The 15874-nt window shown below is 68.8% G+C and carries 12 protein-coding genes; 7 read left to right on the forward strand and 5 right to left on the reverse strand.

The window, feature by feature from the left end; genetic code table 11:
* Positions 1-68 precede the first annotated feature (68 nt).
* A complete protein-coding gene (locus ACZ60E_RS12440; protein ID WP_469439927.1) occupies positions 69-1535 on the reverse strand; it encodes a CCA tRNA nucleotidyltransferase in 1467 nt (488 codons plus the stop codon).
* Between the two features lie 236 nt (positions 1536-1771).
* Between ACZ60E_RS12440 and ACZ60E_RS12445 the strand changes: the two genes are divergently transcribed.
* The 7 genes from ACZ60E_RS12445 to trxA all read left to right on the forward strand — a co-directional run bounded on the left by ACZ60E_RS12445 (position 1772) and on the right by trxA (position 11532).
* On the forward strand, positions 1772-4210 hold the full coding sequence (locus ACZ60E_RS12445) for a DUF6049 family protein (RefSeq protein ID WP_469439928.1): 2439 nt from the start codon (positions 1772-1774) through the stop codon (positions 4208-4210).
* A 46-nt stretch (positions 4211-4256) separates the two neighbouring features.
* Positions 4257-6470: a murein biosynthesis integral membrane protein MurJ gene (gene murJ / locus ACZ60E_RS12450; protein WP_384807836.1), complete on the forward strand. Its 2214-nt coding sequence runs from the start codon at positions 4257-4259 to the stop codon at positions 6468-6470.
* Between the two features lie 118 nt (positions 6471-6588).
* Positions 6589-8313: a protein kinase family protein gene (locus ACZ60E_RS12455; protein ID WP_469439930.1), complete on the forward strand. Its 1725-nt coding sequence runs from the start codon at positions 6589-6591 to the stop codon at positions 8311-8313.
* 26 nt (positions 8314-8339) lie between these two features.
* Positions 8340-9050 (forward strand): RNA polymerase sigma factor SigM, encoded by a 711-nt coding sequence (gene sigM / locus ACZ60E_RS12460; protein ID WP_469439932.1) that lies wholly within the window; start codon positions 8340-8342, stop codon positions 9048-9050.
* Positions 9047-9997 (forward strand): anti-sigma factor, encoded by a 951-nt coding sequence (locus ACZ60E_RS12465; protein ID WP_469439933.1) that lies wholly within the window; start codon positions 9047-9049, stop codon positions 9995-9997. Before sigM ends, ACZ60E_RS12465 begins: the two co-directional genes overlap by 4 nt.
* A 194-nt stretch (positions 9998-10191) precedes the next feature.
* Positions 10192-11160, forward strand: a complete 969-nt coding sequence (gene trxB, locus ACZ60E_RS12470) for a thioredoxin-disulfide reductase (protein ID WP_469439934.1) — start codon at positions 10192-10194, stop codon at positions 11158-11160.
* Positions 11161-11202: 42 nt separating this feature from the next.
* Positions 11203-11532, forward strand: a complete 330-nt coding sequence (gene trxA, locus ACZ60E_RS12475) for a thioredoxin (RefSeq protein WP_384807845.1) — start codon at positions 11203-11205, stop codon at positions 11530-11532.
* Between the two features lie 103 nt (positions 11533-11635).
* Here the strand turns inward: trxA and ACZ60E_RS12480 are convergent, their stop codons facing one another.
* From ACZ60E_RS12480 to rsmG, 4 genes are all read right to left on the reverse strand, one after another.
* On the reverse strand, positions 11636-12253 hold the full coding sequence (locus ACZ60E_RS12480) for a GNAT family N-acetyltransferase (protein ID WP_384807847.1): 618 nt from the start codon (positions 12251-12253) through the stop codon (positions 11636-11638).
* A 324-nt stretch (positions 12254-12577) separates the two neighbouring features.
* Complete coding sequence (locus ACZ60E_RS12485; protein WP_453791313.1) at positions 12578-13681, reverse strand: ParB/RepB/Spo0J family partition protein; 1104 nt, start codon at positions 13679-13681, stop codon at positions 12578-12580.
* Entirely contained in the window at positions 13678-14751 is a 1074-nt protein-coding gene (locus ACZ60E_RS12490; RefSeq protein WP_107020407.1) for an AAA family ATPase, read from the reverse strand. The genes ACZ60E_RS12485 and ACZ60E_RS12490 overlap by 4 nt, the downstream gene beginning before the upstream one ends.
* A 374-nt stretch (positions 14752-15125) precedes the next feature.
* On the reverse strand, positions 15126-15842 hold the full coding sequence (rsmG, locus tag ACZ60E_RS12495) for a 16S rRNA (guanine(527)-N(7))-methyltransferase RsmG (protein ID WP_210881455.1): 717 nt from the start codon (positions 15840-15842) through the stop codon (positions 15126-15128).
* Positions 15843-15874 lie beyond the last annotated feature (32 nt).

Below are 15874 nucleotides of genomic sequence, written 5' to 3' on the forward strand. Positions count from 1 at the left end.
CGGCTTCGAGTCGGCCGGGGTCATGTTTCACGTGAAACATGATCCCGGCCGATCGCGCTCGTGCGTTCTCAGCTCTGTTCCGCCCACCACTCCTTGAGAGCCGACACCGCGGCGTCGTACTCCATCGGCCCGTTCTCCAGACGCAGTTCCAGCAGGAACTTGTAGGCCTGACCGATGGCCGGGCCCGGTCCGATGTCCAGGACCTTCATGATCTGGTTGCCGTCGAGGTCGGGACGGATAGCGTCCAACTCCTCCTGGTCCTGGAGCTGGGCGACGCGCTCCTCCAGGCCGTCGTAGGCACGGGAGAGAGCGGCGGCCTTGCGCTTGTTCCGTGTCGTGCAGTCCGAGCGGGTCAGCTTGTGGAGCCGGCCGAGGAGCGGTCCCGCGTCACGGACATAGCGGCGGACAGCCGAGTCGGTCCACTCCCCGGTGCCGTAGCCATGGAAGCGCAGGTGCAGCTCGACCAGGCGCGAGACATCCTTCACCAGCTCGTTGGAGTACTTGAGCGCGGTCATCCGCTTCTTGGTCATCTTCGCCCCCACCACCTCGTGGTGGTGGAAGGAGACCCGCCCGTCCTCCTCGAAGCGACGCGTCCGCGGCTTGCCGATGTCGTGCAGCAGCGCGGCCAGGCGCAGCGTGAGGTCCGGACCGCTCTCCTCCAGGGCCATCGCCTGCTCCAGGACGATCAGCGAGTGGTCGTAGACGTCCTTGTGCCGGTGGTGCTCGTCCCGCTCCAGACGCAACGCGGGCAGCTCGGGCAGCACACGGTCGGCGAGCCCCGTGTCGACGAGCAGCGTCAGACCCTTGCGCGGGTGCGCGGAGAGGATCAGCTTGTTCAGTTCCTCACGCACCCGCTCGGCCGAGACGATCTTGATGCGGTCGGCCATGGCCTTCATCGCCGCGACGACCTCCGGCGCCACCTCGAAGTCGAGCTGCGCCCCGAAGCGCGCCGCCCGCATCATCCGCAGCGGGTCGTCGGAGAAGGACGACTCAGGAGTCCCCGGAGTCCGCAGGACACGGGCTGCGAGATCGTCGAGTCCGCCGTGCGGATCGATGAACTTCTTCTCGGGAAGCGCCACGGCCATCGCGTTCACCGTGAAGTCACGGCGGACCAGGTCATCCTCGATGGAGTCTCCGTAGGACACCTCGGGCTTGCGCGAGGACCGGTCGTACGCCTCGGACCGGTAGGTCGTCACCTCGATCTCGAAGCTCTGCACGACATCACCCACGCGTGCGTCCTTCTGCGCCCCCACCGTGCCGAAGGCGATGCCCACCTCCCACAGCGAGTCGGCCCAGGGACGCATGATCTTCAGTACGTCCTCGGGGCGGGCATCGGTCGTGAAGTCCAGGTCGTTGCCGAGCCTGCCGAGCAGGGCGTCCCGGACCGAGCCGCCGACAAGGGCGAGAGAGAACCCGGCCTCCTGGAAACGGCGGGCCAGTTCATCGGCGACGGGGGACACCCGCAGCAGCTCGCTCACCGCGCGGCTCTGCACCTGGCTCAGTGCACTGGGACTGTCTTCGTTGGCGTTCGACACAACAGAAAAGGTTACGTGGCCCCGATGCCCGAGAGCGCCTTCATTAAAAGTGCACAGGTCCCTCCCCTTGTTCAGGGTGGGGACACCGCCCTAGATAGGGCCACATAGAGGGACAGCCGGGTCTCTTCTTCCGATCTTGTGGAGCGGACCGCGGCACTTACCCTCGGCGCGCATCGTTACCATGCGTGGACGCACATTCCGACGACCACTGACGACGACGAGGGACGGGCGAGCGCGTGGCCGAGGCGGCAGACTTCCAGGGGACCATTCCCTCACCTGCCCGCCGGTGGCTTCGGCGCACGGGAGCACTGCTCGCCGGGGCGCCTCTGCTGGCCGGCGTCCTACAGCTGCCCATTTCTTCGTCCTCCTATGCCGCTGAACCCAGCGCCGCCGCCGAAGCCACCGGCTCCCGTACGGTCGGCGTCTCGCTGGACGCGCTCAGCCCCGCCGTTCCTTCCGACGGTGACACGCTCACCGTGTCCGGCAGGGTCGTCAACAACGGCAAGCAGGCGGTCACCGCGGCGCACGTCGGACTGCGGGTGGGCCCGACGCTGAACGGCCGCTCGGCCATCGACGACGCCGCCAAGAGCAACCCCTACGCGGGCTCGGAGGTCGGCGGCAAGTACGTGGCCGAGTTCGCGAGGCTCGCCCCGGGCGTCCCGCAGACGTTCAGCATCTCCGTCCCCGTCGACAAGCTGGACCTCGGCTCGGACGGCGTCTACCAGCTCGGTGTCACACTCACCGGCCGGACCACCGCCGCGGCGTACGACCAGATCCTCGGTATCGAGCGAACCTTCCTGCCGTGGCAGCCGGAGGCCGCGGACACGAAGGCCAGGACCACCTACCTCTGGCCGCTGATCTCGACCTCCCACATGACGGCCGAGACGGGTTCGAACGAGCAGCAGACGCCCGTCTTCGCGGACGACGACGCCCTGGCCGCCGAGCTCTCCCCCGGTGGCCGTCTGGAACAGCTCCTCAGCCTCGGCAAGGACCTCGACATCACCTGGGTCATCGACCCGGACCTGCTCGCCTCCGTCGACGCCATGACCCGCAGCTACCGGGTCCAGGTGAACGGCTCCAGCACGACGACCACGGCCGGTACGCACCAGGCGGTGGCCAAGCAGTGGCTCAGCAAGCTGGAGAAGGAGGTCGAGGGCGAGGAGGTCGTCGCCCTCCCCTTCGCGGACCCGGACCTGGCGTCCCTGGCTCACCACGGCACGAAGGTGACCGGATCCCTGAGCCATCTCAAGGACGCCACCACCGCGGCCGCGATCACCGTGGAATCGGTCCTCCATGTGACCCCCAGCACGGAGTACGCCTGGCCCGTGAGCGGAGCGATCGACCCGTCGATCGTCAAGGTCGCGACCTCGGCCGGCGCCGACACGGTGCTCGCCCGCAGCGACAGCCTCCAGGAGACCGGCGCCCTCCCGTACACACCCTCGGCGGCCCGGCCGATCGGCGGCGGCACCACAGCGGTCGTCGCGGACGCCCGACTGTCGACGGCCTTCCAGGGCGACATGACGGTGGCCGGCAACTCCACGCTCGCCGTGCAGCGGTTCCTCGCACAGAGCCTGATGCTCACCCGGCAGGCGCCGGACAAGCAGCGCAGCGTCGTGGTCGCCCCGCAGCGCATGCCGACCGCCAGCCAGGCCCAGACGATGGCTCAGGCACTGACCGCGCTCCAGGCCGGGAACTGGTCGGAGTCCGCCGAGCTGTCCGCTGCCACCAAGGCCAAGCCGGACGCGGGTGCCACCACCCGGGTGCCGTCGGCGTCCGACTACCCCCGCTCACTGACCAAGCAGGAACTGCCCGAAGAGGCCTTCGCGCGGATCGAGGAGACACAGAAGAAGCTCAACAGCTTCCAGGTGATCCTCTCCGACAAGTCCCGGGTGGTCACCCCCTTCGGGCGGGCCATGGACCGGTCGATGTCCACCTCCTGGCGCGGCCGTGCGGACGAGGCGACGGCGTACCGCGAGGGTGTGCTGAACTACCTCATCGGCCTCACCGAGGGCGTCGGGCTGATCGACAAGTCCGAGGCCAAGCTCTCGGGCCGCAGCGCCACGATCCCGGTCACCGTGCAGAACAACCTCGTCCAGGGCGTCGACCACCTGGTGCTGCGGCTCACCTCCACGCAGCCGAGCCGCCTCAGCATCGACGACGGTGACTTCCAGGAGCAGCCGGTAGCGGTCGCGGGCGGGCACAGCCAGTCGGTGAAGTTCACCACCAACGCCCACGCGAACGGCCGGGCCGGGGTGATCGCCCAGCTGTACACCGAGGACGGCCAGGCGTACGGACCCGCGGTCACCTTCGATGTGAAGGTCACCGAGATCACGGCCACGGTGATGCTGGTCATCGCCGGTGGCGTCCTGCTGCTCGTGCTCGCCGGGTTCCGGATGTACACGCAGCGCAAGCGGGAGGCCGCCCGCCAGGCCGCACTGGAAGCCGACGCCGTCCCCACGGACGGCTCGGCGGAACACGCCGCCGCCACTGATGCGGAGAGCACCGACGCGGAGCAGGCCGCCGCGGGGAGCGCGGACGAGACGGAGGGTGGCCGCGACCGGGCGTCCACGACCGAGTCGAGCGCACCCGACCCGGAGCACCCGAGTGACCCTTCACCGGACACCGCACCGGAAATCACCGACCCGTCCGGCACGGGTGAGAGAGTGGACCGTTGAGCGATGTCGTGGCCGGTGGGCCCGGGGACGATGAGGTGGGGTAACCATGAACGCGCCGTACGACGGTGACCGCGGTCAGGGCGCGGGAGGCTCCGGCCACCCCGACGGCCCGCCGCAGGGCCCGCCGGAACCTGGCGAGGTGCCTCCGCAGCCCGCGGCCGAGGTGTACTTCCAGGACGCCTATGCCCAGGACCCCTACCGGGCCCAGGACCTGTCCGCCCAGGACCCGGTCACCGAGGCTCTCTACGACCGCGCCGCGCATCCTCCGCCGCCGCCCGGCACGTACCCGCCGCAGCCTCCGCTCTACGCCCAGCCGCCCCAGTCCCCGTACGCCCCCGACCCCCGCGTGTGGGCACAGACCCCGGCGCCCGAGCCGGAGGGCCCCACCCAGTACCTGCCCTACGGGGACGATCCCCGGACGACGCAGTTCGTGGGTGTGGACGACCTGGTGACCCAGGCCGGCGAGGAGCGCCACGAGCCGGACGCGTTCGCCCATCTCTTCCGGGACCAGCAGCAGGGCGGCGTCCAGCCTCCCGCCGGGCCGCCCAGCGTGCCCCCGCCGGCGAGGGAGCCGACGGCGGCCACCATGGCGCCTCCCGCGCCCCCGGCCGCCCCCGCCAAGAAGTCCGGGGGCCGTGCGTCGGGGCTGCTGAAGTCGAGCGCCGTGATGGCGGCCGGGACCATGGTGTCCCGTCTCACCGGCTTCATCCGCTCCGCGCTGATCGTCGCGGCGCTGGGCGTCGGCCTTCTCGGTGACACCTTCCAGGTCGCCTACCAGCTGCCGACGATGATCTACATCCTCACCGTCGGCGGCGGCCTCAACTCCGTCTTCGTACCGCAGCTGGTGCGTGCCATGAAGGACGACGAGGACGGTGGTGAGGCCTACGCCAACCGCCTGCTGACCCTCGTCATCGTGGTTCTCGGCCTGCTCACCGCACTCGCGGTGCTCGCCGCACCCCTGCTGGTCCGCGCGCTGTCGACACGGGTCGCGGGCGATCCGGCGGCCAACGGCGTCGCCGTCACGTTCGCCCGCTACTTCCTGCCCACGATCTTTTTCATGGGCGTCCACGTGGTGATGGGTCAGATCCTCAACGCGCGCGGGAAGTTCGGCGCGATGATGTGGACCCCGGTCCTGAACAACGTCGTCATCATCGTGACGCTCGGCATGTTCATCTGGGTGTACGGCACCGCGAGCAGCTCCGGCATGGAGGCCTCGACCATCCCGCCCGAGGGCGAGCGGCTGCTCGGCATCGGCGTCCTGCTCGGCCTCGTCGTCCAGGCCCTCGCGATGATCCCCTACCTCCGTGAGACAGGCTTCCGGCTGCGGCTGCGCTTCGACTGGAAGGGCCACGGACTCGGCAAGGCGGCGATGCTCGCCAAGTGGACCGTGCTCTTCGTCCTCGCCAACCAGGCGGGCGCGATCGTCGTGACCCAGCTGTCCACCGCGGCGGGCAAGGACTCGCCGGTCGACGGCACCGGCTTCGCCGCCTACGCCAACGCCCAACTCATCTGGGGCCTCCCGCAGGCCATCATCACGGTCTCCCTGATGGCCGCCCTCCTGCCGCGCCTCGCACGCTCGGCCCACGAGGGCGACACCGGCGCCGTACGCGACGACATCTCCCAGGGGCTGCGCACGACGGCCGTGGCGATCGTGCCGATCTCCTTCGGCTTCGTCGCACTGGGCATCCCGATGTGCACGCTGATGTTCGGCGCCTCCGGGACCAGCGAGGCCACCAACATGGGCTTCATGCTGATGGCCTTCGGCATCGGCCTGATCCCCTACTCCGTCCAGTACGTGGTGCTGCGAGCCTTCTACGCGTACGAGGACACCCGCACCCCCTTCTACAACACGGTCATCGTGGCCGTCGTCAACGCCAGTGCCTCCGCGCTCTGTTTCCTTCTGCTTCCCTCGCGGTGGGCGGTCGCGGGCATGGCCGCCTCGTACGGGATCGCCTACGCGATCGGCGTCGGGGTCGCGTGGCGGCGGCTGAGCAAGCGGCTGGGCGGCGACCTGGACGGCGGACGCGTCCTGCGCACCTACGCGCGGCTCGCGATCGCCGCGGTACCGGCCGCGCTGCTCAGCGGCGCGGCCTGCTACGGAATCAGCAAGTCGCTGGGACAGGGCGTCGGAGGCTCGCTCGTCGCCCTGATCGGCGGCGGTGTCGTACTGCTCGGAGTCTTCTTCGTCGCGGCGCGACGGATGCGCATCGAGGAACTGAACGGAATGGTGGGCATGGTCCGCGGGCGCCTTGGGCGCTGAGAGCGGGGTATGCGCACAACCATCGTCCGCGACCGCGTGTCGTGCAGAGGGACGGACTGTGGGCACAATTGGCTTTGGCGTCGGACAGCGCGCAACGAATGGGGAGGCAGGAGCGACGGTGGCGGAACGGAGCACGGCTGCCGTCGACGTGGCGGACAACAGCGGCGATGAGCCGCTGACCGCGAAGGCGGACCAGTCCACGGCCGACGGGGTGGCCCAGAACCGGGAGCGGGACACGGACAGCTCGGAGAGCACAGAGGCACAGGGGAGCGGGGGGAACGAGAGCCCCGGCAGGACTGCACCGCCCGAGTTGCACAGCGGTCACAAACTCGCCAGACGTTATCGCCTGGAGGAGTGCGTCACCCGTGTGGACGGTTTCAGCAGTTGGCGTGCGGTGGACGAGAAACTCCGCCGTGCCGTCGGTGTGCACCTGCTGCCCGCCGACCATCCACGAGCGCGTTCCGTCCTCGCGGCGGCCCGTTCGTCCGCCCTGCTGGGCGACCCCCGGTTCGTCCAGGTCCTGGACGCGGTCGAGGAGAACGACCTCGTCTATGTGGTGCACGAATGGCTGCCCGACGCCACGGAGCTGACGACGCTCCTGGCCGCCGGAACGCTTGAGGTGCACGAGGCGTACCAGATGGTCAGTCAGGTCTCCCAGGCGATGGCCGCCGCGCATCGCGAGGGGCTGGCGCATCTGAAGCTGACCCCGGGCGCCGTGCTGCGCACCTCGTCCGGTCAGTGGCGCATCCGGGGCCTCGCCGTGAACGCCGCGCTGCGCGGCATCACTTCGGACACCCCGCAGCGCACGGACACGGAGGCGATCGGCGCTCTCCTGTACGCCACGCTCACGCAGCGCTGGCCGTACGAGGACGACGCGTACGGGCTCTCCGGACTGCCCAAGGGCGTCGGCCTCATCGCGCCCGACCAGGTACGCGCAGGCGTGCACCGCGGTCTCTCCGAGCTCGCGATGCGCGCACTCGCCAACGACGGGGCCACCGCGTCCCGTCAGGAACCTCCGTGCACCACGCCGGAGGAACTGGTGAAGGCGATCGGCGAGATGCCCCGCATCCGTCCGCCCGAGCCGACGTTCACCGCGCCGCCCGACTATCAGCGCACGACGTACCAGCAGGGCAACTACGGCCGCCCCGCGCCTCACCCGGGAGCCACCCAGGCGATGTCGGCGCCGCTTCCCCCGCTGCAGACCCGCACCGGCAAAGCCCTCAAGTGGGCTGTGTCCGCGCTTCTGATCGCCGCGCTGGGACTGGGCAGCTGGCAGCTCGCCGACGCGCTCATGGATCACGGGAAGTCCGACGAGACGGGCGACACCCAGATCACGGACGACAACGACAAGAGCGGCGACGAGACGAAGCCGGCCAAGCCGCTCACGATCCAGAGCGCCGCCGAGTACTTCCCGGACGGCAAGCCCCAGCATGCGAACGACGTGGGCCTGACGTACGACAAGGACAGCTCCACGTACTGGAGGACCTACTCCTACCGGGGCGGCCCCACGCTGGCGCCCTTCAAGGAGGGCGTCGGGATCGTCTACGACCTCGGGTCCGAGAAGGACGTGTCGGCGGCCTCGATAGGGCTGTACTACGCGGGCGACCACACGACGGCCACGCTCTACGCGGCCAACTCGTTGTCGTCCTCGCAGAGTCTGGGTTCGATGACGAAGATCGCAGCCGGCAAGACCAGTACGACGGACTTGAAGATCTCGGCCAAGAAGGCTGTGAAGACCCGGTACGTTCTGGTCTGGATCACGGCGGTGCCGAACGCGGTCGGCGACCAGTTCAGTGGCGCCGGGTACAAGCAGGCGATCACCGACGTGAAGTTCACCGGCTGAGGAGCAACCGAGGGGGAGGGGGTTCGATGGCGGACGGCGCCTACAGCGAAGTAAGCGATCAGGACCTCCTCACCCGTCATGTCGAGGGTGATCCCGATGCCTTCGGCGAGCTCGTACGGCGTCACCGCGACCGGCTCTGGGCCGTGGCCCTGCGGACGCTGGGCGACCGCGAGGAAGCCGCTGACGCCGTCCAGGACGCTCTCGTCTCCGCCTACCGGGCCGCCCACACCTTCCGCGGCCAGTCGGCCGTCACCACCTGGCTGCACCGGATCACGGTGAACGCCTGCCTGGACCGGGCCCGCAAGACGGCCTCCAGGAAGACCTCCCCCGTGGACGACACGGAGCGCCTGGAGCAGCTCCTGGAGCCGCATGAGTCGGCTTCCGCGCCGGCCGAGCGCAATGATCTGCACCGCGAGCTGCTGGCTGCTCTGGGCACCCTGCCCGCCGACCAGCGGGCCGCTCTCGTCCTGGTGGACATGCAGGGTTACCCCGTGGCGGAGGCCGCCAGTCTGCTCGACGTGCCGACCGGCACGGTGAAGAGCCGCTGCGCCCGTGGCAGAGCCAGGCTCCTCCCCCTGCTCAAACACCTGCGCACGGAGAGCGGGAGCGACAGACCGAGCAAGAAGTCGGGCGAGGGAAGGAACCGTACGCAGGGGACATCCGTCCCACCCGCAGCGGGACCACATGACGGACCAAGCGATTCAGCGGCTGTGAAGGGCGGAGGTGGGCGAGCGTGACATCCACGACCGACACGGCCGGGCACCCGGACGTCACGGAGATCTCCGACCTCACCGAAGGTCTGCTCCCCTCGTCCCGTTCAGCCGATGTACGACGTCACCTGGACGACTGCACCCTCTGCGCCGACGTGTACGACTCGCTGGAAGAGATCCGCGGCATGCTCGGTACGCTGCCGGGCCCCCTGCGGATGCCCGACGACGTCGCCGGACGCATCGACGCCGCCCTCGCCGCCGAAGCCCTGCTGAACGCCACAGCGCCCGGTGCCTCCGGTGCGGGCGCTCTGTCGTCCGTGAGTGAGTCCCGTCCGTCGGCCGACGATGAGCGCAGGAGCCAGAGCGGCGACGGCAGCGGTCATGTTTCACGTGAAACATCGACCGTGACGGACCGCCCCGCGGGACATTCACGGGCCGCCACCGGACCGGGTCGCACGAACCGCCCCCGTCGCGGTCGCCGCAGCACCGTCGTCCTCGGCGCCATGTTCACGGCAGCCGCGCTGGGCCTCGGAGGCCTGCTGATCCAGGCAATGGGGGGCGACGGCACGGACAACGACCCGCCGTCGGCATCTCCACAGCAGAGCGACTCCGCGAACACGTTCGCCGGGGAGAAGCTGGAAAACCAGGTAGCGGATCTCCTGGCCAAGGCGGAGGAGGAGAAGGGCGGCGGTCCGCGCAGCTCCCGCCCTCAGGGCACCGCATCCACCGATGGGCCGCAGGTGCTCAACACTCCCTCGGTGCCCAGCTGCGTCTTGCAGGGGATCGGCCGCGATGCGATTCCGATCGCATCCAAGGAAGGCTCCTACGAGGGCACGGACGCGTATCTCGTGGTGCTGCCCGCCGCCACCGATCTGACACAGGTCACGGCGTACGTCGTCGACTCCGCCTGTATGGACAAGCCGTCGGCCTCCGGTGGCAAGGTCCTGCTGGAGCACACCTACCCGCGCAGCTGAGTCTGCTCGGCTCCGCCACGGACGGCTGTCGGCACACTACGGCCCGGCCCTGACCTCCCCTCGCGGTGACTCGTCTTCGTGTGCCCGGACACAGTGGGAATGCGCGCCCCTTAGGATCCGTTGGGTGGGGTGAGAGTTCCGAGAGAAGCTCCCCCGGTCGTACGTAGCAGTCCCCAGAGACGAGGAATCAAGCCGTGACCGACGTCCGTAACGTGATCATCATCGGCTCCGGCCCCGCCGGCTACACGGCGGCGCTCTATACCGCGCGCGCGTCACTGAAGCCGCTGGTCTTCGAGGGCGCCGTCACCGCGGGTGGTGCCCTCATGAACACGACCGAGGTGGAGAACTTCCCCGGCTTCCAGAACGGGATCATGGGCCCCGAGCTCATGGACAACATGCGGGCACAGGCCGAGCGCTTCGGTGCCGAGCTGATCCCGGACGACATCGTCTCGGTCGACCTCAGCGGTGAGATCAAGACCGTCACGGACACCGCGGGCACCGTCCACCGGGCGAGGGCCGTCATCGTCACCACCGGCTCGCAGCACCGCAAGCTGGGCCTGCCGAAGGAGGACGCCCTCTCCGGACGCGGCGTCTCCTGGTGCGCGACCTGTGACGGCTTCTTCTTCAAGGACCAGGACATCGCCGTGATCGGCGGCGGCGACACCGCCATGGAGGAGGCCACCTTCCTCTCCCGGTTCGCCAAGTCCGTGACCATCGTCCACCGGCGTGAGACGCTGCGCGCGTCCAAGGCGATGCAGGAACGCGCCTTCGCCGACCCGAAGATCAAGTTCGTCTGGGACAGCGAGGTGGCCGAGATCCAGGGCGACCAGAAGCTCGCCGGCCTGAAGCTGCGCAACCTGAAGACCGGCGAGACGTCCGAGCTGCCTGTCACCGGCCTGTTCATCGCGATCGGCCATGACCCGCGCACGGAGCTCTTCAAGGGCCAGCTCGACCTGGACGAGGAGGGCTACCTGGAGGTCGAGGCGCCCTCGACCCGCACGAACCTGACGGGTGTCTTCGGCGCCGGCGACGTCGTCGACCACACCTACCGTCAGGCGATCACCGCGGCCGGCACCGGCTGCTCCGCAGCTCTCGACGCCGAGCGATTCCTCGCCGCCCTCGCGGACGGCGAGCCTGCGGAGCCCGAGAAGACCACTGTCTGACCCCCATCCGCCTCACCGCACCAACCAGTTAAGGAGCCCGCCGTGGCCGGCACCCTGAAGCACGTGACAGACGACTCTTTCGAGCAGGACGTACTGAAGAGCGACAAGCCCGTACTGGTGGACTTCTGGGCCGCTTGGTGCGGTCCCTGCCGCCAGATCGCGCCGTCCCTTGAGGCGATCGCCGCCGAGTACGGCGACAAGATCGAGATCGTCAAGCTCAACATCGACGAGAACCCGGGTACGGCCGCCAAGTACGGCGTCATGTCCATCCCGACCCTGAACGTCTACCAGGACGGCGAGGTCGCCAAGACCATCGTCGGTGCGAAGCCGAAGGCCGCGATCGTGCGGGACCTTGAGGACTTCATCGCCTAGTAGTGCAGCAAGCCGTCGCTCGCGGGCGACGATGTTTCACGTGAAACATGAATGGGCCGACCCCAGCGGGTCGGCCCATTTCGTATGCCCAGCACGATCCGCTCTACAGCGGGCGTAGGGCTGGTTCCTTCTGTACGGCTCCCAGCAACCGGTCGAGCGCCAACTCCACGTCTTCCTTCCAGGAGAGCGTCGTCCGCAGCTCCAGACGCAACCGCGGGTACGTCGGGTGCGGCCGGACGGTCTTGAAGCCCACAGCCAGCAGATGGTCGGCGGGAAGGACGCAGGCGGGCTCCTTCCACCGAGCGTCCCCAAAGGCCTCGATGGCTTTGAAGCCTCGCCGCAGCAGATCCTTGGCAACCGTCTGGACCATCACACGTCCGAGCCCCTGCCCCTGGAACTCCGGCAGGATGAAGGCCGTCATCAGCTGGATCGCGTCAGGCGAGACCGGGCTCGTGGGAAAAGCCGTGGAACGCGGTACGTAGGCGGGCGGCGCGTACATCACGAAGCCCACCGGTGTGTCGTCCACATAGACGACCCGGCCGCAGGATCCCCACTCCAGCAGAACGGCGGAGATCCATGCCTCCTTCTCCAGATCGGGAGTGCCTGCCTTTACCGCGGCCTGGCCGCTGACTGGGTCCAACTCCCAGAAGACGCACGCGCGACAGCGCTCGGGAAGGTCCTGAAGGTTGTCCAGCGTGAGCGGTACGAGCCGGCGCCCCATGAAGGCAGTTCCTCGCTTCCCTCGCCCGCGGCATCGCGGGCGGCTGTCAGAGCGCTCCGTTCCCGAAGCAGGCTGCCGACGAATCCGCCGACCGCGCCGAGCCCCAGCGCCGCGCTCACCAGTCCTGTGCGGCTCACCGTTCGCATGGCCTCCGCCTCCCCACAGAAGGTACTGCCAGGTGAATGCGCCATACCCGAACGCATCGTATCCACGATGCGATTCCATCGATACCGACAGAAAGCAAAGAGCGGGCCGTGTTCCGGTACACACCGGACACGGCCCGCGACACTGGCCGGCCGGCTCAGCCGACCGGCCGGTCGAGACTCAGGACTCCGGGTCCTCGGAGTCGTCGTCCAGGAGACTCTTCTGCAGAACCGGTCCCTCACCAGGGGCGAGCGAGCCGAGGATCCGCTCAAGGTCCTCCATCGAGGCGAACTCGACGGTGATCTTGCCCTTCTTCTGACCGAGGTCGACCTTCACCCGGGTCTCGAAGCGGTCCGAGAGACGGCCCGCGAGATCGCTCAGCGCGGGAGAGACCAGAGCACCGGCTCGCGGCCCCTTGGAACGCGGAGCCGACTGCGGCCGTGAACCCATGAGGGTGACGATCTCTTCGACGGCCCGCACCGAGAGTCCCTCGGCCACGATCCGGTGAGCCAGTCGGTCCTGCTCCTCCGAGTCCGCGACGGAGAGCAGAGCGCGGGCGTGTCCGGCGGAAAGAACACCCGCGGCCACCCGACGCTGGACCGAGGGCGAGAGCTTCAGCAGACGCAGGGTGTTGGAGACCTGAGGACGTGAACGCCCGATGCGGTCGGCCAGCTGATCGTGCGTGCAGTTGAAGTCCTGGAGCAGCTGGTCGTAGGCGGCAGCCTCTTCCAGCGGGTTCAGCTGAGCCCGGTGCAGGTTCTCCAGGAGGGCGTCCAGGAGAAGCTTCTCGTCATCCGTGGCACGCACGATCGCCGGGATGGCCTCAAGCCCCGCCTCACGGCAGGCCCTCCAGCGGCGCTCGCCCATGATGAGCTCGTAGCGCGTCGGTCCCGCCTGCCGTACGACGACCGGCTGAAGAAGCCCGACCTCCTTGATGGAGGTGACGAGCTCGGCGAGAGCGTCGTCGTCGAACACCTCGCGGGGCTGACGCGGGTTCGGCGTGATGAAGTCGAGGGGCAGCTCGGCGAAGTACGCACCCACAGGTGCTGCCGGAGCCTCCCCGAACACGCTCGCCGACGGCTCTTCCGGCTCATGGGAAACCTGGGCCGGCGGAAGTGCGGCGACCTTGGCCGCCGCCACCCCGCGCTCAGCGGTGAGCACCGGTACGGCTCCCGGCGATGCGGACGCTCCGCCCATCGCCGGCGGTACTGCCTTATCCCCTGTCGGGGCAGCAGGGATCAGTGCGCCGAGACCACGGCCCAACCCCCTCCGTCGCTCGCTCACTGGATCCCCTCCACCATGCTCTGTTCATTGTGTGCGCCCATGTGGGCGTGTTGCGCGTCGTAGGCCACGCCAGCTCCGCGCAAGGCGATCTCGCGCGCCGCCTCAAGATAGGAGAGAGCGCCGCTCGATCCCGGATCGTAGGTCAGCACCGTCTGCCCATAGCTGGGGGCTTCGGAGATACGGACCGAGCGCGGAATGCTCGTACGCAGTACCTCTTCGCCGAAGTGGCTGCGCACCTCGTCGGCGACCTGGGAGGCGAGACGCGTCCTGCCGTCGTACATGGTGAGCAGGATCGTCGACACGTGCAGGTTGGGGTTGAGGTGTCCCCGAACCAGGTCGACGTTGCGTAGCAGCTGGCCCAGACCCTCCAGTGCGTAGTACTCGCACTGGATCGGGATGAGGACCTCGGCGCCCGCGACGAGCGCGTTGACCGTCAGCAGTCCCAGGGAGGGCGGGCAGTCGATGAGGATGTAGTCGAGCGGCTGCTCGTACGCCAGGATCGCCCGCTCCAGCCGACTCTCACGTGCCACCAGGGACACCAGCTCGATCTCCGCACCGGCGAGATCGATCGTGGCAGGCGCACAGAAGAGGCCTTCGACATCTGGGACCGGCTGAACAACCTCGGAGAGCGGCCTGCTGTCGATCAGCACGTCGTAGATGGACGGAACTTCGGCGTGATGGTCGATCCCCAGCGCGGTGGACGCATTGCCCTGGGGATCCAGGTCGATCACCAGGACCCGGCCGCCGTGCAGCGCGAGAGAGGCAGCAAGGTTGACCGTGGTCGTGGTCTTTCCGACCCCGCCCTTCTGGTTGGCGACCACCATGACGCGGGTCTGCTCGGGCCGTGGCAGGCCTTCGCCGGCTCGACCTAGAGCCTCCACAGCAAGTTGGGCAGCACGACCAATGGGAGTGTCGTCCATCGGGGGCGGTGTTTCACGTGAAACATCGTCCCCGATCGACTCGGTTCGGGGACCGGGGACCGGATCGGTCATCGGTCCCGCGATGTTGGCGTCGGACCGCAAGGATTCACTCTCCTCGACTTCAGGCTCGCAATGAACAGAGCCTCCCATGCCATCGGGGTCGTGAACCAGCGAGGCCCGTGCTTCTGTGGAGAAATCCACCTCTGTGGACAACTCCGTGCCCTCTTCGGGGGACGCGCTTCGGGCAGGAGAGGCTCTTTTCCCGAAGGATCCCAGGGATCCCAGCGGGTTACGGTCGCGGGGTTCGGCCGCGGCACGACCGCGACCGATGATGCCGTGCAGCAATGAGCGACGTTTCACGTGAAACACGATGCACAGGGCGCGGGGTCGCCATCGCGCGACACTCCGGCATGCATAGGTTCGGCAGCTTGTGTGGAGTACGTCTCGTCGTCAGGACGGATCAGTCACCATGCCTCCGCCCCGACGACGTACACCCACCGTCCGGCATCCCCGCCGGACCGGGGTCAGCGGCGCCTGCGGGTCCTCCCCGTCCGCGCCGCCTTCGCCCGTTTGGCCGCGAACCGAACACCGCCTGGGCTCTCCCCGACCTCCACACGCACCACCGTGGCCAGGGGCTCCACAACGCCCTCGCCGACGTGCAGCACCGAGGTGTCGACGGCGCCGAGCTTGCTCAGGGCGGCTCCGGCGCTCTTGACCTCTTCCTCCGCGGTGTCGCCCTTGAGGAGCAGCATCTCTCCGTACGGACGCAGGAGCGGGACTCCCCAGGCCGCGAGACGGTCCAGAGGAGCCACCGCCCGGGCCGTCACCACGTGGACCGGAGGCAGCTTGCCGAGGACCTCCTCGGCCCGCCCACGGACCACGGTGACGTGGTCGAGCCCAAGCAGCTCGACGACCTCGTTGAGGAAGTTCGTGCGCCGCAGCAGCGGCTCAAGCAGTGTGATCTTGAGGTCCGGGCGGACAAGGGCCAGGGGGATGCCGGGCAGACCGGCCCCGGATCCGACGTCGCACACGGTCACGCCCTCCGGAACCACTTCCGAGAGCACGGCGCAGTTCAACAGATGCCGTTCCCACAGACGAGGCACTTCGCGAGGACCGATCAGACCGCGCTGAACTCCCACGTCGGCCAGCAACTCCGCGAAGCGAACCGCGTCCGCGAAGCGATCACCGAATACCGCCCGAGCCTGCTCGGGCGCAGGGGGGAGCTCCGCTGCCTCCGTCACGGGGAACCGTCCTTCCGTACCGCTTGAGCGCA

Source organism: Streptomyces sp. NPDC102514 (genome assembly GCF_055584525.1).

Excerpts from the sequence above, each read along its gene's own strand:
- murJ (WP_384807836.1), top strand. The coding sequence starts at position 4,257 with ATGAACGCGCCGTACGACGGTGACCGCGGTCAGGGCGCGGGAGGCTCC.
- sigM (WP_469439932.1), top strand. The coding sequence starts at position 8,340 with ATGGCGGACGGCGCCTACAGCGAAGTAAGCGATCAGGACCTCCTCACC.
- ACZ60E_RS12480 (WP_384807847.1), bottom strand. The coding sequence starts at position 12,253 with ATGGGGCGCCGGCTCGTACCGCTCACGCTGGACAACCTTCAGGACCTT.
- ACZ60E_RS12490 (WP_107020407.1), bottom strand. The coding sequence starts at position 14,751 with ATGGGAGGCTCTGTTCATTGCGAGCCTGAAGTCGAGGAGAGTGAATCC.